The organism is Paraburkholderia sp. RL18-101-BIB-B, assembly GCF_046026985.1.
Taxonomy (GTDB): Bacteria; Pseudomonadota; Gammaproteobacteria; order Burkholderiales; family Burkholderiaceae; genus Paraburkholderia.
The window spans coordinates 17892-40801 of the sequence record NZ_JARESV010000013.1; the positions used below are offsets into that span (position 1 = coordinate 17892).

The following is a 22910-nucleotide window of genomic DNA, read 5'->3' on the forward strand; positions in this document are numbered from 1 at the left end:
CCACCGTGGCGAAGATGAAGAACCGCGGCGGTGTTAATCACCAGCTCTGGGTGCGAGGGACCGGCGTGAGTCCTCGGCGCTTCAACTGCTCCTGAAGCTCGTAAATCTGCACACCAAGTTCTGAATTCTGTTTGGTCGCGCCATCCAACTGCCGCTGCAACGCCTCCACCTCCTCCTTCGCTCTCACCAGCTGCTCTGTCTGCGGAGAATCAGGTGCAGTTGAGCGCGCAATTCGCGACATAAATTTCAGCGCAGCGACCACGTCTGCGTGTCCCTTGTAGAGGGCTTGCCGGGACAAGCCCGCCTGTTCAGCGAAGGACTTTGCAGACAACAATCGACCGTCTAGTGTTCCACTTCCGGCTTTTAGCAGAAGCTCAAGAAGGTAAGATTCAACTGCTGTTCGCGAACGGTCTCTACTCATCTTGCCACCTCTCCACCTAACGTCAGAATCGTAGTTTTGATTTCTCTCAGATTCGCGCGCGTGACCGTGGCCGCGGGGCTCTCCGGCGGCACTTCGTCGAGAAATGCAGTGCCGCGAGCATACATGTCCTGCCACACCTCAACATGCCCGTACCCGACCACACCCTTGTGACAATGCAGGCAGCGCTCCTCTTCGTAGAGGCAATCGGGCGGGCAGAATTCGCCATTCTTTTCGACCATACATAGCGCCTGTGGCCCAAGTCTGATTTTGTATCCCCGCTCCATAGTGCGCACGAGGTCCTTCCGGTCCTTAAAGGTCATAACCGGATAGCTCCTCCGGTGCACCTCGAGTTGCTCCCCCCTGCCACCAAGCAAAGGTACCGGCGACGACAGGATGGTGTCGATAATGGCCTGCCCCTCGCTCTTCACTTGTCTATCAACGTCCCCCTGCAATTCATCGTCCGCAAACGTCAGGAAGTAGCCTTCTGTTGTCTTCCACTGCTCATGACCAAAGTGACTCATGAAGTAGCGGACATCTCCAAGCTTGAGCCTCGCAAATGCGCGCGCCAAGGTCGGCCTGAACCGCTTGTGAGTGACGGCAGAGGGTCGGATATTGGCTTCGGTGAACTCCGACGAAGAAGCATAGAGTTTGAGAGCAGCTAGACCAGTCTTGGTTGCAAGCCCCGTATTCCCCGCCGCCAGACGTAGCTTTGGGAACAAGAATCCGCGCGCACTCTCGATAGCGGGCGCCGTCTTCTCAGGGATGCCGCCCTCCTCTGTAGGCTTTTGTAGCGCATTTTCCAAGGTTCGCCAAAGCTTCTTGAGGGCCAAAACTGCCTTTACTACCTCATCTGCTGCAAGCCACCGATGCGCAACTCCACCTGGCGGCTTGTCTTTGTAAATCCGACCGCAAAGCCAGACTACGTCAACAACCCCGTCCTCGGTGGTTAGCGTTCCCTTCCTCAAGCAATCGTATGGAAGTCGATAAATCTCTTCGGGCCGCATTCCCTCCAATGCAAACATAATGACGGACGCGGCTGTACGCAGGCGAGCGGCCGCAGCCAGACGTACGTCCCACCTAGTGCGGGAACGAAACAACGTGCAGACTTCATCTACCTTCTCTATGTCTGTAAGCGCAATACGGATGAAACCTGCAAACTCATCCAATGTGTAGGGGAGCACCTGGTTACGAGCACCGTGTGTTTTCAAATGCGCAACCTGAGCAGTGGAACGACCTACCCATGGCTCTATCCGAAGGCCAAATGGCATCCGGTGACTAAACCGCCAAAGACCCTTCACTAATTTCAGATAGTCGTTCAACGTGGCTTCTTTCATTGGCCTAGCCTCGCCCTTACGTTTTCTCCCTCCCGGCGGTAGCTTTCCTGCCTTCTTGCGAAACGCGACATATTCATCAATGCCCCACGCTGCGCTAAAGCAAGTGACCTTCCTAACATCCACGAGGAATCTGACGAATTGACTCAAACGATTCCACTTCTGGTAGGTTGATGACTTACCACTTCCCCGCCACAACTCTCGCAAGTATTTCTGAGTTACCAGTAGCATTTGCCGATACCGCAGGTCCGTAAAACGGCTCCCGTCCGCGAAGCAGATGCCGAAGTCGAATGAGGTCCCGTCCCGAAGTTGATGCTTGTCCCGAATCTCCTGTGTTGTTACCCATCGAGGAGCTCCGATAGTGAACGGAAATGGAAGCTCCCCAGCGTCATCACGGAGTACTTGAATTTTTGTTCCCGAATTCTTCATAGAGATGCATCCTCCAACGGTCTGCGCCAAAGCACATGAAGCTCTTTTGCCGCTCTTCGCCTTGCGCTTTCGATATGGCGTTTCTCAAACTTCGAAAATATCTCATCCTTGATAACGTTCAAAATGAAAAGGAATTTATTTCGAGACTCGCCTTGCAAACGCCCCGACTCCAAGTCGAGATTGATGCGTCTCTCTAGGCTTGCCAATCGATAGAGGTCGTCAACAACAACCGCGAGGTTGTGGCAGTGAAAGCAGGCCAATGTGTTGGGGCAATCATGACCGTTCTTTGGAGCGAGTTCCCCGTTCACAGGGTCGGTGCATGATGCCGCTCGCGTAGCCAAGATTCCGCTAATCAGCCTCTCTATCACCTCCCTCGACAAGCCACTCTCTCTCGCCCAAACACTCGCTCCCTCAAGGTCATTCCGCACAGCAATCGGTATCGCTTTAAGGCCATGATGGAAGCGTAGATGGTCTTCATCTGTAACAGCTTCATATACTGTTCCAGTAAGATTCTTATCCTTGTGATTCAGTATTTTTGCCTTATCGCCCATAGGGACGTCTTTGCCCAGCCCGTTCTCGAAGCTGTCGCGTAGCCTCTTCATGGAAATCCGAAGCGGCCGCCCGTCGTCTCCAGTTACTGAGAATTCGGAATGGAGAATTCTCACCCCGTGGCTATAAGAATGTTGATTGAGACGGTCGTAGGCGCCGCGGTGCAATTTTCGACTTTTAGGATAGAAGCAACAGAAGAGACCTGCTCTCTCCTGCGAACTTATCGATTCGTTAAATATGGTATTTTCTTCGAATATCTTGCGGACGTGCCTCTGCGCGCTTTTTACTTGGTGCTCGTTGAATAGCCCATCTTCAAGATTTTCCTTCGGCTCTGGCAATCTGTTAGCCGACTCGCGTGGCCTATTTTTCCTGACCACAATTACATCGAGAGCCTGGTCTGTCTCTCCTTTTCTCAACGAATAGCTCTCAAGCATAAACGCGCCTGAAAGGTTGATTGGAATGAACGCCCCAAGAACTAGTGAACAGGCTGCGAGATAGGCTCGTTCCTCGTCTGGTGTGGTGCCACGAGGCACCTGCCTTCTCCTTATCAGAAAACGAACTATCTCGCGGAACTCCCGACGGGAGTACAACCTCTTTTCCTTCGCTCCTTTTGACTTTTGCTCACCGGGCTTTGGTCCCCCTAGATTCGGTCTGACTGCACCAGTAGCAACCCCTAATCTCCAGGCGTCGCTCACTATCCTTTTCAAATCAGCAGGGAATCTAGAAACAGTTCTACCAGCTGCATTTATTAGGATTACTCTATTTCTTTTTGGCTGATTCAAATGCTCTCTTAGTCTGTCAAGATGTGTCACAGATATATCGGCGATTGACGCCGGCCGTTCAGCCTGATGAGTCGCAGCGATGAATCTAAGATACGCCATAGCGACGTTGTGAAGCATGACGATGTAATACGGCCGAATTTCAAGTCGGAGTCGGTACAATGTACGACTGAAGTCCTTTGCCAATGGGTATAGCTCCGACGGAATCCCTTTACTGAAATCGAGGGTGTTGCTCTGCCCATTCGATTCGATGTTTTTCCACCTTGGCCAATCTGGCTCGTCGAGACCAGATTGCACGTTTTCCGAGATGGAGTTTTTCCGAGCGCGACTCTTTCTCACTCTGATACTCCCTCGTCAATGATGCGGTTCAGATTTTCCTGATATCTGGATATCTTTTTTACCTTTTCCGAAGATTCGACTACTGCCAAGTGCGTATACACGCGGGTCGTATCCGGATGCCCATGACCGAGAAGGCCTTGAAGCGCGTTCAAGGCTGCGTCTTCGTTACAACCGAAGCGGTCTGGAGTTTCGTACTCGAGGAATCGCGTGGAGTACCAGTGCCGCAGCAGGTGCGGGTACAACGAAAAACCCGTCAGCTGGTTTGCCCGAGTGAAAAAATCATTGGCCCAACCGGGCTTGTATTCGCAACCGTACTTGGAAACGAGGAGGCTTTTTGGTTGTACGTTCGCACGCTCCACACGACTGGCGCGACGATTACTCATCAGATAGTGAGTCATCTCTCCATAGAGGCGCTCAGGAATCTCGACGAAGCGTTCCCTCGAACCTTTGGTCGGAGCATGGTGGCCATCGAGAAATAGCCGTACCGCACCGCATCGCATCTCCAACTTTTCAATTGGAAGGATGATGTCAGCAGGAAGACCGACGACCTCAGCCCTTCTGAGCCCAGCACCAAAAAATAATCCGGTCGCGATTCTTTCCTCTGGACCCCTAAGAACATTCAGGTGCTTTGCGATGTCTTCGCCAAGAGGTAACGAGACATTGCCGAACGCCGGAAGCCCACGAGTTTTTACACGATAGTTCGAAATCGATACTGGCGATGTGTCGACAACGCGACCATTTCTGACGCACCATTTCCAGAGCGACTTGAACGCGTCTATAGCCTGATTGACAGTCAACTGGGTACATATCTTCCCTTCGATTCCGTGTTTCAGCTTAAATTCACGATACTCAGTTAGCTTCTCGACGGTGATGCTCTCAAAGGGGATATGGTTATCTTCGAAGTAGGCAAAGATATCCAGCAGGCGCTGGCAGATTGTCCTTGCGGAAGCGTCAGAGGTCCATGCGTTGGTTGCGATTTGATGGAGGACATAGAAGAACACTGGAAGCAACAACCGACCGTTGGAGTCAATCAGTTGCGGTAGTGCGTAACCAGTTGGCACAAAGCCGGGCACCCCATCGCTGTGGAAGAGGAGCTTCATCGCGCCGCTCCGACGGGCGGCGACACAGATGCTCGCTGCTGGTACTCGGCATGCCTTTCGAGGCTGTCGAAACACCGTCCCTTGGGCAAATCTAGGCCCAGAGACCTCTGAAGACTGACCGGGAAAGGGAGAAAACGACGAGCATCAGCGAACACATTCATACGGTTCTCGTATGTTTGGTGTCCGCTTCAGCTAGCTCGATTAGGAAAAGCGCAACGGGTTATCTATCTTGTACTTCGCGACTGGAACGATACTATCGCGCACCTTTGCCTCGTCCAAGGCTTCTCCTCTCGAGCGGAAGGCCTTCAGGTCTCGGCCCTTCTGCGAAGATATCATCTTCGCTCATGGGCGCCAACAGCAATTCAATCATAAGAATCAAGTGCAACATCAGTTCAGGGCTTGCACACCGTTAGTTTTCTGCAACTGCTGCAAAAGTGTTGTTAAAAAACACTTACGCGCTCAGCTTGCCAGCAGGCAAGCTGAAATTTTTTAAAAATATAGTTAATTAAACCGTTAAATTGACACACCTGGCCCAGCTTAAGTCGTTGTTGTCGAAGTAGACGAGGCGATTGTCGGCCTTGTAGCTGCCGAAATTTTCCAGATGCATGTCGCCGCAGATCCACACCGGCGGCGCGCCGTCGAACACCTTGTCGCGCGGCAGGCGTTCGTAAAACAGGTGACATGTGCCGCGCAAAAACACGAACGGTGAAGTGCGCATGGCCTTGTATTTCATCGCGAGCCGTTCGGGATCTCGACCGGCGTTGAAACTGGCGATCGTCCTGGCGATATCGAGCATGAGTTTCCTTTGCATGTGAGGCTCAGCGCGAGCCTCGACCATCGTTCAATGCGGGCGCATGGACTCCGCAAGCGCATGCAGATCGAGCGGCTTCACGCGAATCACGCCACCGCGCGCACTGTCGATGTCGGCGATCATGAGCGCCCACGCCGCATAAGGAATGCGGTTCCACCACGTGGCTTGCGTATAGCCCTGCGTGTCGAGCACATCGTTCATTCCCGCGACGGCGAGCGCGACCACCGGCGTGGGCTGCGCGGCGGCCGACTGCTTCACAGTAGACCACATCGCGTCGTCCTCGATTTTTCTGAAGCGCCGCAGAAGCGCCGCGCCGATCCGCGCCGGCAGCCACAGCAACGCGAAGGACACGATGAACCGAGCGGCGGGTGATCGAGACTAGTTTGCATGGTTAGCGTTTTTCTCGGTGCGGGTGTTGCTCACCACACGGGCGCGCGTCTATGCCGTTTCCCGCGCGCCGAACTTCTTGCGATACGCACCCGGACTCGTCAATGCGATGCGCCGGAAATGCCGCCGCAATGATTCTTCGGAACCGAATCCCGCCAGTTCCGCGACGCGCGCCATCGACAGCGGCGCCTGCGCTTCGAGCAGCTCGCGCGCGATGGCCACGCGCTCGCGCACGAGCCACTCATAAGGCGCCATGCCGGTGGCATCGTGAAACTGCCGCTGCAGTGTGCGCGGGCTCATCGCCGCCCGCTCGGCGAGCGAGCGCAACGTGTGCGGCAAAGCGGGATGACTGCGCACCCAGTCCATCAGTTTGGACAGACGACCGCTGTCGTCCTGCGGCATGGGACGCGGCACGAACTGCGCCTGGCCGCCCTCGCGATGCGGTGGCACCACGAGCCGCTGCGCGACCCGGTTTGCCACCGCGCTGCCGTGATCGCGCCGCACCACATGCAGCAGCATGTCGAGCCCGGCCGCCGAACCTGCCGAGGTGATGATCTGCCCTTCGTCGACATAGAGCGCGTCCGGCTGCACGCGCAATTGCGGATAGCGCTGCTGCAATTTTTCGGCATAGCGCCAGTGCGTCGTGACGGTCTTGCCGTCGAGCACGCCCGCCGCCGCGAGCACGAACACGCCCGAGCAGATCGAACAGAGGCGCGCGCCTCGCGCGTAGGCGGCGCGGATTTTCTTCAGGAGCGGTTCGGGCGGCACTTCGTCGGCATCGCGCCAGCCGGGAATGACGATGGTGTCGGCGCGCTCCAGCAACTTGAGCGTATAAGGCGCGGCAAGCGTGATGCCGCCCGCCGCCCGGATCGGGCCCGGCTCGCTTGCGCAGACCGCGAAGCGATACCAGTCCACGCCGAGCTCAGGACGCTCGAGCGCGAACAGTTCGGTCACGCAGCCGAATTCGAAGGTGCAGAGCCGGTCGTAGGCGAGCGCGACGACGAGATGATTGTGCATGGCGTGATGTTACCGGAGATTGACGATTCCGCCACTTATCCCGCGTGGCGCGCAACGCCACAATGAAGGCGTCCGAATCGCGATCGCCAGACAACTACCCACCCACCGCTCCCACCGGAACCTCACTTCACCATGCCGACCTTGAACGCCGTTACCGCCATTCCCGCCGCCGACAGCCCCGCCGCGCAAGCCCATTTCCTGGCCTCGCTGCGGTTCGAAACCGATTGCGCCGACGTCCACGAAGCGCTCGCGAGCGGCGCGCCCGGCTTCGTGCTGCTCGACGTGCGCGGCCCTGCGCTGTTCGTGCAGGGTCACGTGCCGGGCGCGCTCAATCTGCCGCACGGCAAGATCGTGGCGTCGAAGCTCGCCGGCTATCCGCGGGAGACGCTCTTCGTCACGTACTGCGCGGGTCCGCATTGCAACGGCGCCGCGCGCGGCGCACTGCGTCTCGCCGAGTTGGGGCGGCCCGTCAAGCTGATGAGCGGCGGCATCACCGGCTGGCTCGACGAAGGCTTCGCCCTCGCACAAACGGCGCGCGCCGGCGAGACGGCCGACGCCAATGGCTAACATATTGAAAATCAATTAAATAAAAGCCCCGAACTGTCGATAACATGTTCAGCCGCTTCCCTCCTGGCGGTTGGACTGAACATGCAGAGCTCATACAACCTTTGGCTGGTCACCATCTCATTCGTCGTGGCGACGCTCGCGTCGTACACGGCGCTCGATCTGACCGGCCGCATTTTCCTGCTGGCATCGGCGCGGCTGCGGCACGTCTGGCGGCTGGGCGGCGCCGCGGCGCTCGGCGTCGGCATCTGGTCGATGCACTTCATCGCGATGCTCGCCTTTTCGCTGCCGATTCCGCTCGGCTACGACTTCGCGACGACCGCCGCGTCGCTCGGCCTCGCGATCGGCGCCTCCTATCTGGCCCTGTACGTCACGACGCGTGTGCGGCTCACCGCCGGCCGCCTGCTGGCGGGCGGCGTGGTGATGGGCTTCGGCATTGCCGGCATGCACTACACCGGCATGGCAGCGATGCAGATGGCGCCGGGCATCCACTATCGGCCGGCGTGGTTTGCGGCATCGCTCGCGATCGCGATCGGCGCGTCGACCGCCGCGCTGTGGATGGCCCGCGCGCTCAGCAACGACGACGCGCGCCACGTGGTGCGCAAGCGTCTGGCCGCGGCGCTGGTGATGGGCGTTGCGATCACCGGCATGCATTACGCCGCCATGGCCGCCGCGGAGTTTCCGCTCGGCGCCGTCTGCGGCGCGGCCAAAGGCGTGAACGCCACGTGGCTCGCGACCTCGGTGATCCTGCTTACCTTTGCCATTCTGATCGTCACGCTGATGCTGTCGCGTTTCGATGCGCGCACGGCCTTTCTGGTCGGCGCGGTGTCGAAGCTGAACGGCCAGATCGTGCGGCTCGCCACGCTCGACACGCTGACCGGATTGCCGAACCGCAGCACGCTGACCGACCGCATCGAACGCGCGATCCTCAGCGCGCGCCGGCAACGCACGCTGTTCGCCATCCTCTTCATGGACCTTGACGGCTTCAAGACCATCAACGATTCGCTCGGCCACTCGGCCGGCGACCAGGTCCTGACCGCGTTCGCGCAGCGCCTGCTGCTGTGCGTGCGCTCGAGCGACACCGTGGCGCGGCTGGGCGGCGACGAATTCGTGGTGTTGTCCGAAAACCTCGGCTCGCGCGAAGACGCCGGCGCGCTAGCTGAAGGCGTGCTCGAGCGCATGCGCCTCGGCGTGTGGACCGACTCGCAACCGCTGCAGGTGATGCCGAGCATCGGCATCGCCCTCTATCCGCACGACGGCGACACCGTCGAAACGCTGTTGAAGCACGCCGACGCCGCCATGTACGAGGCTAAGCGCGCGGGCCGCAGCACCTATCGCTTCTTCGAACGCAGCATGAACGAAGCCGCCACGCGCACGCTGCAGATTCAGAACGCGTTGCACGACGCGCTCGCCGCCGGTCATTTTTCGCTGCACTTCCAGCCGAAGTTTCATGGCAGCGGCAACTCGCTGGCCGGCGCCGAAGCGCTGATCCGTCTGCATCATCCGCAACTCGGCACGTTGACGCCGCTCGAGTTCATTCCGATCGCCGAGCGCTCGGGGCAGATCGTGCAGATCGGCTATTGGGTCGTGCGCGAAACCTGCCGGCAGATTCGCCAATGGGTCTCGCAAGGCCTGCCGTCGATGAAAGTGGCGATCAACCTGTCGCCGCGCCAGTTGCTGCAGCCGAACCTGGTGGCGAGCATGCTCGAGATCGTCGAGGCCGAAGGCGTGGCCTGCGAGCAGATCATGTTCGAGATCACCGAAACCGTGGCCATGCAGGACGCGCCCAAAACCATCGAAATGATCCGCGAATTCCAGGCGAGCGGCTTCGAGATCGCGATCGACGACTTCGGCACCGGCTATTCGAGCCTCGCCTATCTGCAGCGTTTTCGCGTCAAGCAACTGAAGATCGACCGCTTCTTCACCAACGGCCTCGACGCGCACGGCCCGGAAGGCAGCGCGATCGTGTCGGCGATCATCGCGCTCGCGCACTCGCTGGAAATGGACGTGGTGGCCGAGGGCGTCGAAACCGAATCGCAACTCGACATGCTCAAGACGATGATGTGCGATGAGATGCAGGGGTTCCTGCTCGGCAAGCCGCTCAGCGCCGACGACTTCGGCAACCTGCTGCGGGAAAGAATGGTGGCCGCGTGAGCCTGACGATCGTCTGAAGCGCGCGGCGCGGCACGGCCATGCGGCCGGTCGCACCGCGGCCGGCGCTGGATCCCGTTTCCACTATGAGCGCTTGAATGGGACCGCTCGCCTGCTCAGGCGCCATGCTTGACGATCCCGCATCGAGCGCCTGGACCTTCAGCCGGCTACATCGACGAATCGATGCGCCCATAGACACCCGTCGTCGCCGTCGGACCTGCCGCGAAAAACAGCGTGTTGGAAGGCTGGTTGTCGGCGTTGTTGCCGAACGCCAGGCCCCAGAGCCCTGGCTGCGTCACCTTCGAACCATCGGCCTGTGTGAGCGGCCCTTTCGAGTCGCCAGTCGCAGGATCGAACGCATTGATGGTGCCGTCGCCGAAGTTGCCGATCAGCAGATCGTTGCTGAACGCGCCGAAATTGGCGGGCGCCATGGCGATCCCCCACGGCGAATTGAGCGGCCCGTTTGAGGCGATGCGCTTGAGCAGGTGGCCGGCGGTATCGAACGCATCCACCACGCCGTTGCCCGCACCGCTTTGATCTCTGTGACCATCGGGCCCGAGCTTCGCATACGCCACATAAATCGTAGTGCCGACGGCCTGGATGCCGAACGGATTAAAACCCGCAGGTACGTTCGGGTCGCTGAAGGCGCCGGCAACCGTGACCTTCGTGAAAGTCTTGTCGAACATATCGACTTTGCCGTTATGGAAATCGGCGGCGTACAGCATGCTTGCGCCGGCGTTGCTGGCAATCGCAAGGCCTGTGTATTCGGCTGCGCCCGCGCCGTCATCGTGAACGGTGACAGCCTGCGTCGGCAGCACCTTGGGCGACCAGGCCGCGATCGTGCCGGCGAGGGTGGCAAAAATGAATGCCGCGTTGCCGGTTGCGCCATTCGCCGTGACGGCGAAGTCCGTGGTGCCGTTGAAAACGATACCGGTCGGACTAGCGGGTTGACCGCTTGCGGCCGGCGGTAGCGTGACGACGAGCGACTGCACCACGCCATTACCGTCATACAGCGACGACTTCTGTGTATTGTTATCCGATACCCAGACCGGGGTGGTCGGACCGAACGCAATGCCCCAGGCGTTTTGCAGATTGGGGTCGACGTGCGGCGCGGCGACGCTGCCGTCGGACACGAGAATGGTCGACTTGAATGTACCGGCGGTCGGCGTGGGCATATTGTTGTCTGAATTGCCGCCGCACGCAGCAAGTGCGAGCGTGGCCGCTCCAGCAAGCGAGAAAACAGTTGCAAGCTTATGCATGTCACCTCCTGATCTTTGGATGATTTGCCTATAGTCCCCGCGCGGCATAACCATTGGCGACGCGCGTCGACCCGTTTCTGTTCTGAACGAGCGCACCAACCCGCGAGCGGCGTGGATGGCATCCTTGCCCCTCGACCTTCGCGTCGGCGGTTCGTCGTCATTGCGCATTGAACGATCAAGCACGCGTGTTTATTCCGTGCGATCCGTATTTGAGCTACCTGAGGTTCGCATTGCGAGGCGGCGGTGCGTACGGACGTTGATATTCACTCGCGGCGCTCAGATGGCAATTGACTTTCAACGGCAATTACAAATCACCTTCACGCCATGGCGCGTGGCATCCTGCACGATCTGCGACGGCGAATAGAAAACCATCGGCTGACTGTTGAGCATTGCGAAGGGAAACGCGACGAATGAAACGCTACTCGGACCGGCACAGTCACGTTGATGAAGTGGTAACGGGACTGGGCAAATATCGGCGGTTGCTCGGTCATGTATTGCGACTACCCGGTGCAGAAGATCCGCTTCGATGTGCCCTCGCGCGAATCGCTTTCGGCTTGCATACGCGCCCATTGTTGTGGAATGTTAGATATACGAAACTCACACGCATGTGACGGGAGTTCGCGTGATGCAGACTGTGACAGGCTACTATCGGGGAATCGTGCATCCGCGGCGAGTGGGAGCTGAACCTGAGTCGGACGATCCGCACGAAACTGAACAGGAATTCGCGCGTGAGGATCGGGCACGAGATGCAGCGCTCGCTCTTGCCAGCAAGTTGCTTAAAGAGCATAAGTTATGAATTACCGCCTCGCCTCTGCGAACCTCGATATCCGGCGAAGCGTCGAACACGGCGATGGAGACAGCTATGTGGACTTGCCGAAACTGCAATGCGCGGTTCGCCGTCGATGAGGTCGAGCCCCAAATCGATGAGGAAGGATTTTTTTTCATTTGTCTTGGCTGCGACTACCGGAACAAGCTCGCGGACATAGGTCGAGACCCGGCAGGACGCCCGCAACTGGTCCAGCGCGACGACGAGTAGCGCGCCCTTTCGGAGACGGCCACGAAGTTCGACGATAGAGAGTTCCGCGTCGACGCGTCGCCGCCCGATGCGCGCATCGAAGAGGACTGCACCTGCGGTTACTGCTGCGGCGTATTTGCGCGCACTCCCCGGTGCCGCCGGCGCGACAATTCTGGGTGTTCCTGAACGCGGGGCAGCACTGATTCACCTGCGCCGGGGAGCCGGCTTACACATAGTTCCTTCATGCTAGGATTTCTCAAAGACTCCGAGAGAAACCTTCATGGCCAGCCACAATTACTCGTACCACGAGGTCAACTACAGCGTTTACGTGACCCAACAGAAGGACGGCAGGTGGGACTGGGCATACACGCTGACCAAACCGCCCATCTACTGGAAAAACCCGGAGACGCCTGCGGGAACGCCAGAGCAGGCAATCGAACAGGCTCGCGTCGACGCGGAGCGCCGCATCGACGCGATGAAATAGGCCGTCGAAAATGGCCCGTACCGTCGGGCATGGCTTCAATCCGGCCGCTTGCGCGGCTCGTATCGTGTTGTCGATTCGTCGACGTCGGGGAGGCGTGTCGCGCCGCACTCATAAGGAGAGCGACGACGTCCGTCCGGGAATCATTCAGCGGAGCCGATGTCGATCGGACGTCCTTTGCATGACGTTGCTCACGGACGCGGGCGTGCCGCCCGCGTCGGGCGTTACCGCTTCGCGCCAGCCGACGCCTGCTCGATGGTGCGTCGGGCAGCCTTCGAGGCCGCGGCCGTCGCAGCCTCAAAGTTGCTTTCGGCGAGTTGTACCGCTTGCTGGCCTGTTTTCTGCAACGTTTCGATCAGCGTGCTGGTGGTAGCAATCGCCGACTTCCACGCGGCGATGGCGGCTTCGGAGCCCGCCGGTGCATTCCTGGCGGCGTCCTCGACGAGCGCCTGCACGCGGCCGTTGTACGCCTCATGCGATGTCTGCGCAATGCGCAGACATTCGGCCTGCGTAGCCGAGACGATCTCGAGCACGTGACTACTGTACGATTGCGCTTTTTCCGCCATCGGCGTGGCGATGGCGGCCTGCAGCGCGAACCACTCCTGCGGCCCGTTGGCGGAAAGCGCTTTTACCGCGATCTCCCGGGTTTCCGCCAGGCTCGACCTGATCGCTGTCAGATGCAGCGCTGCCAGCTTCCCGGTACCCTCGACAAACTGACTGGTCAGGCTGAAGAGAACGCCGAGGTTGGCTCGCTGGGCCGCAGCGACTTGTTCAGGTGTCAACAGATTCATCATGAAGCTCCTGAATGGCGATCCGACACAGGTTCCACGGACGGGCAGGCAGGATCGCGTGAATAGATCGACAAAAGTGTGGGCGGCGCACCGCTTTTTCCGCACAGGCTCAAACGCACGCCACCGGCTCTGTCCACCCGGTACGACACGTGCGGCAGTCGTTCAACTGATCCGGGCGACGGCCTGAAGAATGGAATCCCCATCGCAGGTGATGGAAAAACGCTCTCCTCCGGAAGCAAGTTTTTCCAGCGCGACGAGTTGGTGCTCCACCAGGGCGTCCAACTCCGCGCGATCCAGTCCGGCTGGATCGGAGGTGTCCTTGACGAGCATCAAAGTCGCAAATTCATGGGGGCTCAGCATATGCGTCTCCCAGGTGAGCAGGATCAACGGCGCCGGACGGGATGAACGACCACTGTCACGCAAACCGCGTGAGCCGCATTCGGCAAATCAAACAGTTTCAGGTGCGAGTCTGCCTGGTGGCTACGCGTACGCCGCCACCCCCGAATTCTCATCTTAGTAAGTTTTTTTACTTTTTGTCAGATGATTGTGCGTCAGCGCGCAAATCAGTTCCGGGCCGTCAATGGCTCCTTCGGAAGAGGGGGGCTCAGACGCGGGGCGCGTCGGTCAAGCTGAATAGGTCATCACCGCGCCCTAGCCCGAGAAGACTGGATGTCGTACTACGCACGCATCGCGCAGTCATTTCGGGCGGCTTCTAGAGATGCCTTCGCCATACGGCACGAACTGCGACGGTTTGAAGTTCTGCCAATGGAGTGGCAGCCGGTCCGGCTATGGCGGTCACTCCATCGGCGGAGGTTCCATCGGTCCGGCAAACAGTGCGCGGTCGAAGAACGAATCGTCCAGTTCCAATATTTCATCGTCGCCCAGAAGGATCACGACTAACTGCTGTGAACCGTTCCCGGGCACTTCCGCGACTTCCGCGATGGTCTGCTTCGGCGTCCGGTCGTCCGTAAATCGCACCCAGTAGTAGCCCGGCACTACGGGTCGCGCGTCCATCCACTCCATAACCAATACCCCCTTGATCTGGCGAAATCGATCGCTGCCGCATCGCCGATTTTATCGCTGCGGCCTGGACGGCGTTTCACGTCAGTATGAAACTGGACCGCTGCGTCGGGCGAATCCCTGAGTCCCACCGCGTGGCCAACCCGTACCGACGATCATGCTGCTCATCGAGCAAATTATGTTACCGCGTCGGCATCGCCGAACAGATGACGTTCTCGTCACCCTTGGGGTCAGTCATATCCGTTTCCAGCAGTTCGAATTCACTTCTGGTCGCCAGGAAAGCCTGGCGTTCATCAGGTTCGATCAGTTGCATCTTCCGCCCTTCCGTCTGTTCGACACCGATATTCGTGCTCCCCTTCACGACGTCGCCATAATCCCAGAACGTGACGCAGTGCCCGAGTCTGTCGCAGTTGCGCCTGGGGGTTGTGAAAACCGAATGTCGTGTGCTTATCTGGGTCCGATCCGGTCGCAGTCGGGAACCACCAGCGTACAGCTTTCGTGCACGCGCTCGATGAAAAGATGTCCGGACAGTTTTGTCATAGCTCCCGCCACGCTTCATGACCCGTCGCAATTTGCATTGGTGCGCGCATCGCCATGAGCGGTCGAAACCGCCTGCAGGTGCCGCAAAAAGACGCTAAGCCACGCTTGAGATATGTCCCATCTGCGCAAGACCCCTGCGCTGAACCATGTCATCGCGTGACGTTGTCCCGCCTGGGGCTTGTTTCCAAGGTGCCCTATCAGCAGCAATTGCGCAAATCGCCGAGCTCGTATCTGTGCCAACAGCAATGTCTGCTCGCTGGACGGGCCGATGCGAATGGACGGATCAGTCCATACGCAGACCGATAGTTGAGGCTCGCTGGCCACAACAGGGCTACACTCAAAATGGGATAAATTCCGGAGCAATACCATGACCGACGCTACCCCTCAAAGCACATTTCGAGGTCTTCCCCTGACGCCGGAGCAGGACGCAGAAGTCAGGCACTACATAAAGAAGAAAGAGCAGCATGGCGCACCGTGGAACACGCCGGAATTGGCGGCCATGCTTCGAGACATGCTGGAGCCCCCGAGCGACGACGACGGAGGACTCGGTTCCGCCGTCGACGAAACGAAGGCGGCCACAGAACGCGCGACAGCTTCGATCGACGAGACCATGGAACCCATTGAAGCCAGCGAAGAGCGACATGCCGCGATGGAAAACGAGGGTATGAGGGGACCGAAGCGTTGAATCCCAGAGAGCGCACTCGCGACCAGCACAACAAAGCAATCAGGCTCACGATGCCCGACGACCGCACGGGACCATGGCTGGTCGGCCACAACCTCCCAGTTAGATGGGACGTTCGCTGGCTTTCCATCTAATGAACCTCGGTCGTGGATCTGCGAGGCTCGCGTCGTGCCACCCTTTTCGTGGAACTGTGCGAAAGCGCAAAGAGCCGTGCAACAAGCCACACCCGGCATGATTGCGGACCTTATACCCGCGGCGCCGTTTCGAGGTATGTCCTATCTGCGACAGGAGGGGATCGTGAAGCGCGATATGAATCTGGCATTCGCAATACTGAAGACTCTCGAGGAAAACAAATCCCCGCACCTCAGCGAATTTGACATTGAAAGCGCGCTCAAGGATGCGTTCGATGTTTCAAACCGGGGTGTGTGGTATCAGTTGAGCCTGCTTGCCGACGCAAATCTCGTCCGCTCGACGGGTAGCGACTGGCGGCTAAGCTGGGATGGCCACGAGTTTTTGAAGTCGGCGGTCCCGAAAACCTTCAAAGACACCTGAAGGGTGAAATATGCGCCGAAAACATCCCCTGCTTTCGTGAAGACAACCCGATAGCCGGGGCATCGCACAGGAGGCGTCGAACGCAATAGCAATTGCCGAAGCGCGTTCCATTCCACGACTTGATGACGACCGCGCCCGAACGTCGAGCCAGCCGGCTTTGTACAGTCGCATGTGCGGATATTCCTGGTCTGAGGGGAACATGGACCGGTTACAGCATGCGATGCTTGAATATCACGACCGCAGCAAGCACCGCGTCAGCGGCTATGCCCCTGGCCCCGGGAAACTCGACTGGGCAACCCAACCGGATCCGTTCCGGGTGTTTCACGGCGCACCGCGTATTGGTCTGCCGTTGGCCGCGGATAGCCTCACCACACGCTACAACGAACTACGCTGCGGAGCTTTGCCGCCCGCGCGCAGATTCGATCTTTCCAGTCTGGCAATTCTGTTCGAAGTTTCGCTCGGCCTGTCGGCGTGGAAATCGTACGGCACCCAGCGGTGGGCACTGCGCTGCAACCCTTCGAGCGGAAATCTGCATCCGACCGAGGGCTATCTTCTGTGTCCGACGCTGCCCGGCTTGTCCGCGGGGATCTACCATTACCAGAGCCGGGACCATTCCCTTGAATGTCGCGCTGCCGTGGATGACGAACGATGGACCGAGGCGTTCCCGCCAGGTGGCGTCCTGGTCGGCATAAGCTCGATTTTCTGGCGCGAGGCGTGGAAATACGGCATGCGCGCCTGGCGCTACTGCCAGCACGATTGCGGCCATGTCATCGCCGCGATGAGTTACGCAGCGGCAGCGCTTGGCTGGCAGACGCGGCTGATGGAGGCGGCTGCGGACGACGCAGTGGCCAACCTGCTTGGATTGAACCGCGGAGAAGATTTCGGGCAGGCAGAGGCAGAAGCGCCGGATGCCTTGCTCTGGATCGGCAACCCTGAATTGCGGCCTGATCTTGAGCGCATGCTGATCGTCCTGGATAGCGCACAGTGGCACGGACGCGCGAATCAGCTGAGTCCGGGACATGTGAAGTGGCCGGATATCGATTCGATCCATCGCGCCACGCATAAGCCCTGTACTCGCGAACCGACCTTGCCGACTCCGGAAGAGCACCCGTCACCCACGTCGCCCGCCCTTGATCTCAGCTTTGCCAGGATCGCACGGCAGCGCCGCAGCGCGGTGAATTTCGACGGTACGACGCGCATCGCCGAGGCGGCGTTTTTCAGCATGCTGGCGTGCCTGTTGCCACGTCATGACACGCCGCCGTGGAATGCGCTGATGTCTCCCGCAGCAGTGCATGCAGCGCTAATGGTGCATCGCGTGGGCGAGCTGGAGCCGGGTCTGTATATGTTCGTGAGAAATCCGGGCGCGCTGCCGGATCTCAAGCGGTCCCTACGTCCAGAGTGGCTGTGGCAAAAGACCGGCCCTGATCATCTGCCGCTCTATCTTCTGTTGCCTTACGATTTGCGCGCGACGGCAAAGTTGATCTGCTGTCACCAGGATATCGGCGCCGATTCCTGCTTTGCGTTGGGGATGATCGCGGAATTCGGAACCGCGTTGAAGCAGCCGTGGCGTTATCGCCATCTGTTCTGGGAATGCGGCATTCTTGGCCAGGCGCTCTATCTCGAAGCCGAAGCCGCCGGCGTGCGCGCGACAGGGATTGGCTGCTTCTTCGACGATGAAATGCACGCACTGCTCGGCGTAGCGGATCACACCTGGCAAAGCCTGTATCACTTCACCGTCGGCGGTGCGGTAGACGATCAGCGCCTGTCCACATGTCCACCGTATGAGGTTCAACCTTGAAGCGAGAGCCTCACGTCGCGATCGTGGCGAGGCGGTATTCCCCACGAGCGCCCGGCGATTGAACGTCACACATAGTCTTCGTTTTCCTTATCGATGCGCGGCGAGATCGTCGGGCCCGGCGAATTTCCCTGGCCACGCGGCGCGCAGGGTCGTCCTCACGTTTGCTGCCGTCGAGGACGCCGACCCCGATCTGCCGGTCCATGAAGTTGACGTCCGCGCTGGTCCGGGCCGCCACCTCGTCGCCGTCGCGGCCACCGCCCATGTTGATGTGGGCCTTCATGATGTGGGCGGGCGCCGCTCGACCCATCGTCCTCGATGCCGGCCAGAAATCCCGGTGCGTCGACCTGGAAAACGACCGGAATATTGAATGAATCGCCTCGCTCAAACCGATACTTCGGTCTCCCGCGACTCGCTCCGTTCCCGTTCAGCCAGCGCTTCGAGCCGCTCGATCAGCGCACCGCTGGCGCGCGTCATCGGCATGCGCAGTTCGTCGCGTATCAGGCCTTGCGCGGCCAGCAAGGCCTTGACGGGGGCGGGATTCGGTTCGGCGAACAGCGCCTGGATCAGTGGCGCGAGCGAATGGAAAATGCGCCGGCCTTCGGCGAGCCGCCCCGCCGCGAGCGCGCGATACATCTCGACGAAGCGCTCGGGCCGCACATGCGCGGACGCCGCGATCGCCCCGCTGCCGCCGAGACACAAGGTATTGAAGATATTGATGTCCTCGCCGGTGAGCACCTGCAAGCGGCCGTCGCGAATCAGCGCGAGCGTGGTGTCGAGCGAACCGGCGCAATCCTTCACCGCCTGAATCCGCGGATGCGCCGCGAGCGTGAGCAGCGTGTCGAGTTCGAGCCGCACGCCGGTTCGATACGGAATGTCGTACAGGACGACCGGCTTCTCGCTGGCATCGGCAAGTGCCATGAAATGGCCGAGGATCCCCGCCTGCGAAGGCCGGATGTAATACGGCGCGGCCATCAGCACGCCGGCAACCGGCAGCGCGTTCAATTGCTCGATGCGCTCGCGCATGCTCGCCGTGTGATTGCCCGACACGCCGGCCAGCACCGGCAACGCTCGCCCATCCTGCGCGAGATGGGCGGCGGCCTGCGCTTCGTCGAGAATCGTCGCCAGCACGGCGTCCTGTTCGGCGGCGTCGAGCGCGGCGGGTTCGCCGGTCGTGCCGAGCGCGACCAGCCCGGCGATGCCCGCGCCGGTATAGCGGCGCACCAGCGCGCGCAAGGCGGCGTGATCGACGGCGCCGTCGGCGAATGGCGTGATGAGCGGAACCCAGATACCCGAAAAAATAGACATGTCTTTACCTCGATGACGACCGTATCGATTCCGTCAGGCAGTGCGAGGGAGGAAAGACAGGAAAGTGCCCAGGCGGGCGTTGACCGGCTGTTCCGTCGCACATCTGACGGAACAGCGAGCTCCGGTCAGATGAGCGGCTGTTTTTTGGCTTTGGCGCCGGCGTTCGAACCCCACGAGCGTGCGACGGCGACGCTCGCGTGAGCGAGACGTGCGGAAGTCGACGGGCGGAGTCTGAGCGTTGGGCCGGAATGCATGACACGCAGTGTAACCGCGACCGGCGCGGCTTGGCAAAGTCCATCGCGAAATTGCTTGACTTCTGCCGCAGGAAAACTAATATACGCACCGCGTACATCAGCCCGCCATCCCCTCTTCCGACAGGTGCCCCATGAGCGTCCCGCAACAAGCCTTACTACGCGATGCGATGCGTCGCCTGAACATGACGCGCGACACGTTCGCGAGCCGCATCGGCGTGTCGCGCCGGGCGCTCGATACATGGCTCCTGCCGGACGACTCGCAGGAATCGCGGGCCATGCCGGAGATCGTCGAGCGCTTCGTGTCGGAAATCGTGGTGAACGGCGAGCCGGGCGATAAGTATACGCAAAGCGTAGACTCACAGTCACTCGCCAGCCAGACGCTGTTTGAGGGCAAGCCGCAGTTGCTCTCGGTGGATCAATTCTCGCGCGACTCGGTGGAGGCGCTGTTTCGCGTGGCCGACATCATGCAGCCGATCGCCCGGCGCCGCAAAATCTCCCGTGTGCTGGAAGGCGCGGTGCTCGGCAATCTGTTCTTCGAAGCCAGCACGCGCACCCGCGTGAGCTTCGGCGCGGCGTTCTGCCGGCTGGGCGGATCGGTGTGCGACACCACCGGCTTCACGTTTTCGTCGATGGCCAAGGGCGAGTCGATCTACGACACCAGCCGCGTGATGAGCGGCTACGTGGACGCACTGGTGATCCGCCATCCGGAGCAAGGCTCGGTGGCCGAATTCGCGCGCGCCACCAACGTGCCGGTGATCAACGGCGGCGATGGCCCGGGCGAACACCCGAGCCAGGCGCTGCTCGATCTGTACACCATTCAGCGCGAGTTCTCGCGCCTCGGCAAGATCGTCGACGGCGCCCATATCGCGCTGGTCGGCGACCTCAAATACGGGCGCACCGTGCACTCGCTGGTCAAGTTGCTGGCGCTGTATCGTGGCATCAAGTTCACGCTGATCTCGCCGCCCATGCTCGAAATGCCGAGCTATATCATCGAACAGATTTCGCGCAACGACCACGTGATCGAGCAGACCCACGATCTGACCGCCGGGCTGCGCGGCGCCGACGTGGTGTACGCCACGCGCATCCAGAAAGAGCGCTTCACCGACGAATCGTTCGAAGGCTACACGCCGGACTTCCAGATCAATCAGGCGCTGGTGGATGGCGTGTGCGGCGCCGATACGCTGATCATGCACCCACTCCCGCGCGACAGCCGGCCAGGCGCCAACGATCTTAGCGTGGACCTGAATCACGATTCACGGCTGGCGATTTTCCGGCAAACCGATAACGGCATTCCGGTGCGGATGGCGATTTTCGCGGTGCTGTTGGGCGTCGAGAAACTGGTCCAGCACTCCATGCGCGATGCGGCGTGGCGCCCGCCCGCCTATCTCGGTCCGGACGATGCGGTGTTTCACGGCATCGATTGATGGAAAAGTGGGCGGCTTGAAACCGCCCCGCTGCGCGCGGGCACAGCCTCAAGCTGCGGCGCTTGCCGCAGTAGTGGCCCCGTTGCGCTTGAACGTCCCGGCGAAAAACAGCACCTGATACTGCACCGCGTTGGCCCAGTACTTCCAGGTGTGGCCGCCGGGCCGCTCCGCGTAGTCGTGCGGCACGCCGAGTTCGACCAGCCGCTCGTGCAGCGTGCGGTTCGATTGCACCAGCGAGTCGTTCACCCCGCAGTCGATCGTGAGCGCGATATGCGCGTTGCCGAAACTGCGCGCATTCTCGACGATCGCCTCGTTGTTCCAGAAGTCGGCATGCCGCATCGGATCGCCGAATACCTGGTCGATGCCCGGCTCGTCCTCGCAGCCACGCGGATCCACAGCACCGCTGATGCTGCCCGCGGCGCCGAACTCGTCCGGCCGGTCCAGCGCGATATGCAAGGCGCCGAAGCCGCCCATGCTCAAGCCGGTAATGGCGCGCGCCTGACGCGTCGCGATCGTGCGGAAATGCGCGTCGACGTAACCCACCACCTCAGTGCCCACATAGGTTTCGTAGCGGCTGTGCGGATCGACCGGACTGTCGATGTACCAGCTTTCGTGGCCGCCATCGGGCATCACGAGTATCACGTGATAGCGGTCGGCCAGCTTGCCGATCTGCGAATTCGAGGTCCAGTCGGTGTAGTCGCCGCCCGAGCCGTGCAGCAGATAGACGACCGGAAAGCGGTCGTCCGCTTTGCCGCGCGCATATTGATCGGGCAGCACGACGGTCGCTTCGAGCGACTTATGCATGGCCGCGCTCGGAATGGTGACGACGCGCGACTGAAACGCCCAGGCGGGCGTCATAAAAAGCAGCGTCAGAATGAGCCAGAACGCACGAGCTTTATTCATGGTTTGTCGCTCTTCCCTTTCCAGGTGTCCACTGTCCGGCATACGGCGGCACAATTCTGTCGACGACTCTAGCAACGGCGACTTACAACCAAATTTCAGCTAAACATACGATCCCGTCAGCTTGGGGTCGCGACAAGAGGCGCGCCTCCTTGTATGAAGAACCTACTATGCGCGCCCCGTCAGGATCCTATTCGACGTGCGCACCGAACCCGACCTTTTCGGGCTCGATATCGGCCCGCAGCGTCAGTTCCGGAATCGTGTATGCGCCGCTGTTCTGCGGCCGGAACGGAATCGGCGCTGTGGTCCAAAGATCGTCGAGCCGTTGCCCGAGTGCGTCACGCACCTCCGGATAGTTCGTTTCGTCGATGCGGCTCGTCTGGTAGATCACGAACGGCGGCAACACGTCGAAGCCGGGGTAATACAGAATGCCGTGCTGAATCGGGAACAGCACGTCGTCCATCGGACCGTTGATGCCGCGCGGACTGTAGTGCGATTCCCAACCACCCGTCGTGACCATCAGCATCGCGCGCTTGCCGGCGAGTTTGCCCTCGCCGTAGCGCTCGCCCCAGCGCGCATCGGAATGCTCGCCGACGCCGTATGCAAAGCCGTACGCATACACACGCTCCACCCAGCCTTTCAGGATGGCCGGCATGGTGAACCACCAGAGCGGAAACTGCAGGATCACTGCATCCGCCCACATCAGCTTTTCCTGTTCGAGTTCGATGTCTTTGCTCTGCAGCCCGTTCTCGAACGCATGCTTCGAGTCGAGCGCCGGATCAAAGCGCTCGCCGGGTTGTTTCGCGAGGCTGTCGTGCGCATCGAGCGATGCTTTCCACTGCATTGCGTACAGGTCGGATACCTGAACGGTGTGTCCGGCATCTTCAAGACGTTTGACCGCAAAGTCCCTGAGCGCCCCATTCAACGACTTGGGTTCCGGGTGCGCATAAACAAGAAGAACGTTCATCACATGGCCTTCATGGTTGAAAGAAACCAAAGATAGACCGCGCT

The 22910-nt window shown here is 60.0% G+C and carries 22 protein-coding genes and 1 pseudogene; 7 read left to right on the forward strand and 16 right to left on the reverse strand.

All coding sequences use genetic code 11. From position 1 onward, the window contains the following. Positions 1–37: 37 nt before the first annotated feature. From P0D73_RS19850 to ftrA, 7 genes and pseudogenes are all read right to left on the reverse strand, one after another. Positions 38–421 (reverse strand): hypothetical protein, encoded by a 384-nt coding sequence (locus tag P0D73_RS19850; protein ID WP_408432651.1) that lies wholly within the window; start codon positions 419–421, stop codon positions 38–40. Then, complete coding sequence (locus tag P0D73_RS19855) at positions 418–1755, reverse strand: hypothetical protein (protein ID WP_408432653.1); 1338 nt, start codon at positions 1753–1755, stop codon at positions 418–420. The genes P0D73_RS19850 and P0D73_RS19855 overlap by 4 nt, the downstream gene beginning before the upstream one ends. Positions 1756–2177: 422 nt before the next feature. Continuing rightward, positions 2178–3512, reverse strand: coding sequence for a hypothetical protein (locus P0D73_RS19860; RefSeq protein WP_408432655.1), 1335 nt, complete (start codon positions 3510–3512; stop codon positions 2178–2180). A gap of 332 nt (positions 3513–3844) precedes the next feature. Continuing rightward, on the reverse strand, positions 3845–4948 hold the full coding sequence (locus P0D73_RS19865) for a tyrosine-type recombinase/integrase (RefSeq protein WP_408432657.1): 1104 nt from the start codon (positions 4946–4948) through the stop codon (positions 3845–3847). A gap of 529 nt (positions 4949–5477) precedes the next feature. Continuing rightward, positions 5478–5744: pseudogene (locus tag P0D73_RS19870) on the reverse strand (DUF2252 family protein); the annotation flags it as partial. Between the two features lie 45 nt (positions 5745–5789). After that, complete coding sequence (locus P0D73_RS19875) at positions 5790–6110, reverse strand: hypothetical protein (RefSeq protein WP_408432659.1); 321 nt, start codon at positions 6108–6110, stop codon at positions 5790–5792. A gap of 87 nt (positions 6111–6197) precedes the next feature. Further along, positions 6198–7163: a transcriptional regulator FtrA gene (gene ftrA / locus P0D73_RS19880; RefSeq protein ID WP_408432661.1), complete on the reverse strand. Its 966-nt coding sequence runs from the start codon at positions 7161–7163 to the stop codon at positions 6198–6200. Between the two features lie 132 nt (positions 7164–7295). Here ftrA and P0D73_RS19885 point away from each other — a divergent pair, with 132 nt between their 5' ends. Next, positions 7296–7730, forward strand: coding sequence for a rhodanese-like domain-containing protein (locus tag P0D73_RS19885; RefSeq protein ID WP_408432663.1), 435 nt, complete (start codon positions 7296–7298; stop codon positions 7728–7730). Positions 7731–7805: 75 nt separating this feature from the next. Beyond that, positions 7806–9881 (forward strand): putative bifunctional diguanylate cyclase/phosphodiesterase, encoded by a 2076-nt coding sequence (locus P0D73_RS19890; protein WP_408314795.1) that lies wholly within the window; start codon positions 7806–7808, stop codon positions 9879–9881. 164 nt (positions 9882–10045) lie between these two features. Here P0D73_RS19890 and P0D73_RS19895 read toward each other — a convergent pair whose 3' ends face one another. Beyond that, complete coding sequence (locus P0D73_RS19895) at positions 10046–11137, reverse strand: TIGR03118 family protein (RefSeq protein ID WP_408177079.1); 1092 nt, start codon at positions 11135–11137, stop codon at positions 10046–10048. A 1295-nt stretch (positions 11138–12432) separates the two neighbouring features. Here P0D73_RS19895 and P0D73_RS19900 point away from each other — a divergent pair. After that, positions 12433–12636: a hypothetical protein gene (locus P0D73_RS19900; protein ID WP_408177077.1), complete on the forward strand. Its 204-nt coding sequence runs from the start codon at positions 12433–12435 to the stop codon at positions 12634–12636. Positions 12637–12857: 221 nt separating this feature from the next. Here P0D73_RS19900 and phaP read toward each other — a convergent pair whose 3' ends face one another. From phaP to P0D73_RS19920, 4 genes are all read right to left on the reverse strand, one after another. Then, a complete protein-coding gene (gene phaP, locus P0D73_RS19905; RefSeq protein ID WP_408177076.1) occupies positions 12858–13424 on the reverse strand; it encodes a TIGR01841 family phasin in 567 nt (188 codons plus the stop codon). Positions 13425–13586: 162 nt separating this feature from the next. Continuing rightward, on the reverse strand, positions 13587–13784 hold the full coding sequence (locus P0D73_RS19910; RefSeq protein ID WP_408177074.1) for a hypothetical protein: 198 nt from the start codon (positions 13782–13784) through the stop codon (positions 13587–13589). Between the two features lie 435 nt (positions 13785–14219). After that, positions 14220–14438 (reverse strand): hypothetical protein, encoded by a 219-nt coding sequence (locus P0D73_RS19915; RefSeq protein ID WP_132382429.1) that lies wholly within the window; start codon positions 14436–14438, stop codon positions 14220–14222. Between the two features lie 187 nt (positions 14439–14625). Continuing rightward, complete coding sequence (locus P0D73_RS19920) at positions 14626–14757, reverse strand: hypothetical protein (protein ID WP_408432665.1); 132 nt, start codon at positions 14755–14757, stop codon at positions 14626–14628. Positions 14758–15351: 594 nt separating this feature from the next. Here P0D73_RS19920 and P0D73_RS19925 point away from each other — a divergent pair. The 3 genes from P0D73_RS19925 to P0D73_RS19935 all read left to right on the forward strand — a co-directional run bounded on the left by P0D73_RS19925 (position 15352) and on the right by P0D73_RS19935 (position 18016). Beyond that, positions 15352–15669 (forward strand): hypothetical protein, encoded by a 318-nt coding sequence (locus P0D73_RS19925; RefSeq protein WP_132382427.1) that lies wholly within the window; start codon positions 15352–15354, stop codon positions 15667–15669. A 294-nt stretch (positions 15670–15963) separates the two neighbouring features. Further along, positions 15964–16218 carry a hypothetical protein gene (locus P0D73_RS19930; protein WP_408177073.1) on the forward strand — a complete coding sequence of 85 codons (255 nt, stop codon included), beginning with the start codon at positions 15964–15966 and terminating at the stop codon, positions 16216–16218. Positions 16219–16417: 199 nt separating this feature from the next. Continuing rightward, positions 16418–18016: a SagB/ThcOx family dehydrogenase gene (locus P0D73_RS19935; protein WP_408177072.1), complete on the forward strand. Its 1599-nt coding sequence runs from the start codon at positions 16418–16420 to the stop codon at positions 18014–18016. Positions 18017–18026: 10 nt separating this feature from the next. Here the strand turns inward: P0D73_RS19935 and P0D73_RS19940 are convergent, their stop codons facing one another. Together P0D73_RS19940 and dapA are read right to left on the reverse strand one after the other, a co-directional pair. Then, entirely contained in the window at positions 18027–18296 is a 270-nt protein-coding gene (locus P0D73_RS19940) for a hypothetical protein (protein ID WP_408177070.1), read from the reverse strand. A gap of 101 nt (positions 18297–18397) precedes the next feature. Then, on the reverse strand, positions 18398–19321 hold the full coding sequence (gene dapA, locus P0D73_RS19945) for a 4-hydroxy-tetrahydrodipicolinate synthase (protein WP_408177069.1): 924 nt from the start codon (positions 19319–19321) through the stop codon (positions 18398–18400). Between the two features lie 385 nt (positions 19322–19706). On the opposite strand from dapA, the gene P0D73_RS19950 reads away from it, so the two are divergent. Then, positions 19707–20999, forward strand: coding sequence for an aspartate carbamoyltransferase (locus P0D73_RS19950; protein ID WP_408432668.1), 1293 nt, complete (start codon positions 19707–19709; stop codon positions 20997–20999). A gap of 48 nt (positions 21000–21047) precedes the next feature. Here P0D73_RS19950 and P0D73_RS19955 read toward each other — a convergent pair whose 3' ends face one another. Together P0D73_RS19955 and P0D73_RS19960 are read right to left on the reverse strand one after the other, a co-directional pair. Continuing rightward, on the reverse strand, positions 21048–21902 hold the full coding sequence (locus P0D73_RS19955) for an alpha/beta hydrolase (RefSeq protein WP_408177066.1): 855 nt from the start codon (positions 21900–21902) through the stop codon (positions 21048–21050). 187 nt (positions 21903–22089) lie between these two features. Next, complete coding sequence (locus P0D73_RS19960; RefSeq protein ID WP_408432670.1) at positions 22090–22866, reverse strand: NAD(P)H-dependent oxidoreductase; 777 nt, start codon at positions 22864–22866, stop codon at positions 22090–22092. Positions 22867–22910 lie beyond the last annotated feature (44 nt).

Excerpts from the sequence above, each read along its gene's own strand:
- P0D73_RS19850 (WP_408432651.1), bottom strand. The coding sequence starts at position 421 with ATGAGTAGAGACCGTTCGCGAACAGCAGTTGAATCTTACCTTCTTGAG.
- P0D73_RS19855 (WP_408432653.1), bottom strand. The coding sequence starts at position 1,755 with ATGAAAGAAGCCACGTTGAACGACTATCTGAAATTAGTGAAGGGTCTT.
- P0D73_RS19865 (WP_408432657.1), bottom strand. The coding sequence starts at position 4,948 with ATGAAGCTCCTCTTCCACAGCGATGGGGTGCCCGGCTTTGTGCCAACT.
- ftrA (WP_408432661.1), bottom strand. The coding sequence starts at position 7,163 with ATGCACAATCATCTCGTCGTCGCGCTCGCCTACGACCGGCTCTGCACC.
- P0D73_RS19885 (WP_408432663.1), top strand. The coding sequence starts at position 7,296 with ATGCCGACCTTGAACGCCGTTACCGCCATTCCCGCCGCCGACAGCCCC.
- P0D73_RS19895 (WP_408177079.1), bottom strand. The coding sequence starts at position 11,137 with ATGCATAAGCTTGCAACTGTTTTCTCGCTTGCTGGAGCGGCCACGCTC.
- P0D73_RS19900 (WP_408177077.1), top strand. The coding sequence starts at position 12,433 with ATGGCCAGCCACAATTACTCGTACCACGAGGTCAACTACAGCGTTTAC.
- phaP (WP_408177076.1), bottom strand. The coding sequence starts at position 13,424 with ATGAATCTGTTGACACCTGAACAAGTCGCTGCGGCCCAGCGAGCCAAC.
- P0D73_RS19910 (WP_408177074.1), bottom strand. The coding sequence starts at position 13,784 with ATGCTGAGCCCCCATGAATTTGCGACTTTGATGCTCGTCAAGGACACC.
- P0D73_RS19915 (WP_132382429.1), bottom strand. The coding sequence starts at position 14,438 with ATGGACGCGCGACCCGTAGTGCCGGGCTACTACTGGGTGCGATTTACG.
- P0D73_RS19920 (WP_408432665.1), bottom strand. The coding sequence starts at position 14,757 with ATGCAACTGATCGAACCTGATGAACGCCAGGCTTTCCTGGCGACCAGA.
- P0D73_RS19925 (WP_132382427.1), top strand. The coding sequence starts at position 15,352 with ATGACCGACGCTACCCCTCAAAGCACATTTCGAGGTCTTCCCCTGACG.
- P0D73_RS19935 (WP_408177072.1), top strand. The coding sequence starts at position 16,418 with ATGGACCGGTTACAGCATGCGATGCTTGAATATCACGACCGCAGCAAG.
- P0D73_RS19940 (WP_408177070.1), bottom strand. The coding sequence starts at position 18,296 with ATGAAGGCCCACATCAACATGGGCGGTGGCCGCGACGGCGACGAGGTG.
- dapA (WP_408177069.1), bottom strand. The coding sequence starts at position 19,321 with ATGTCTATTTTTTCGGGTATCTGGGTTCCGCTCATCACGCCATTCGCC.
- P0D73_RS19950 (WP_408432668.1), top strand. The coding sequence starts at position 19,707 with ATGAGCGTCCCGCAACAAGCCTTACTACGCGATGCGATGCGTCGCCTG.
- P0D73_RS19955 (WP_408177066.1), bottom strand. The coding sequence starts at position 21,902 with ATGAATAAAGCTCGTGCGTTCTGGCTCATTCTGACGCTGCTTTTTATG.
- P0D73_RS19960 (WP_408432670.1), bottom strand. The coding sequence starts at position 22,866 with ATGAACGTTCTTCTTGTTTATGCGCACCCGGAACCCAAGTCGTTGAAT.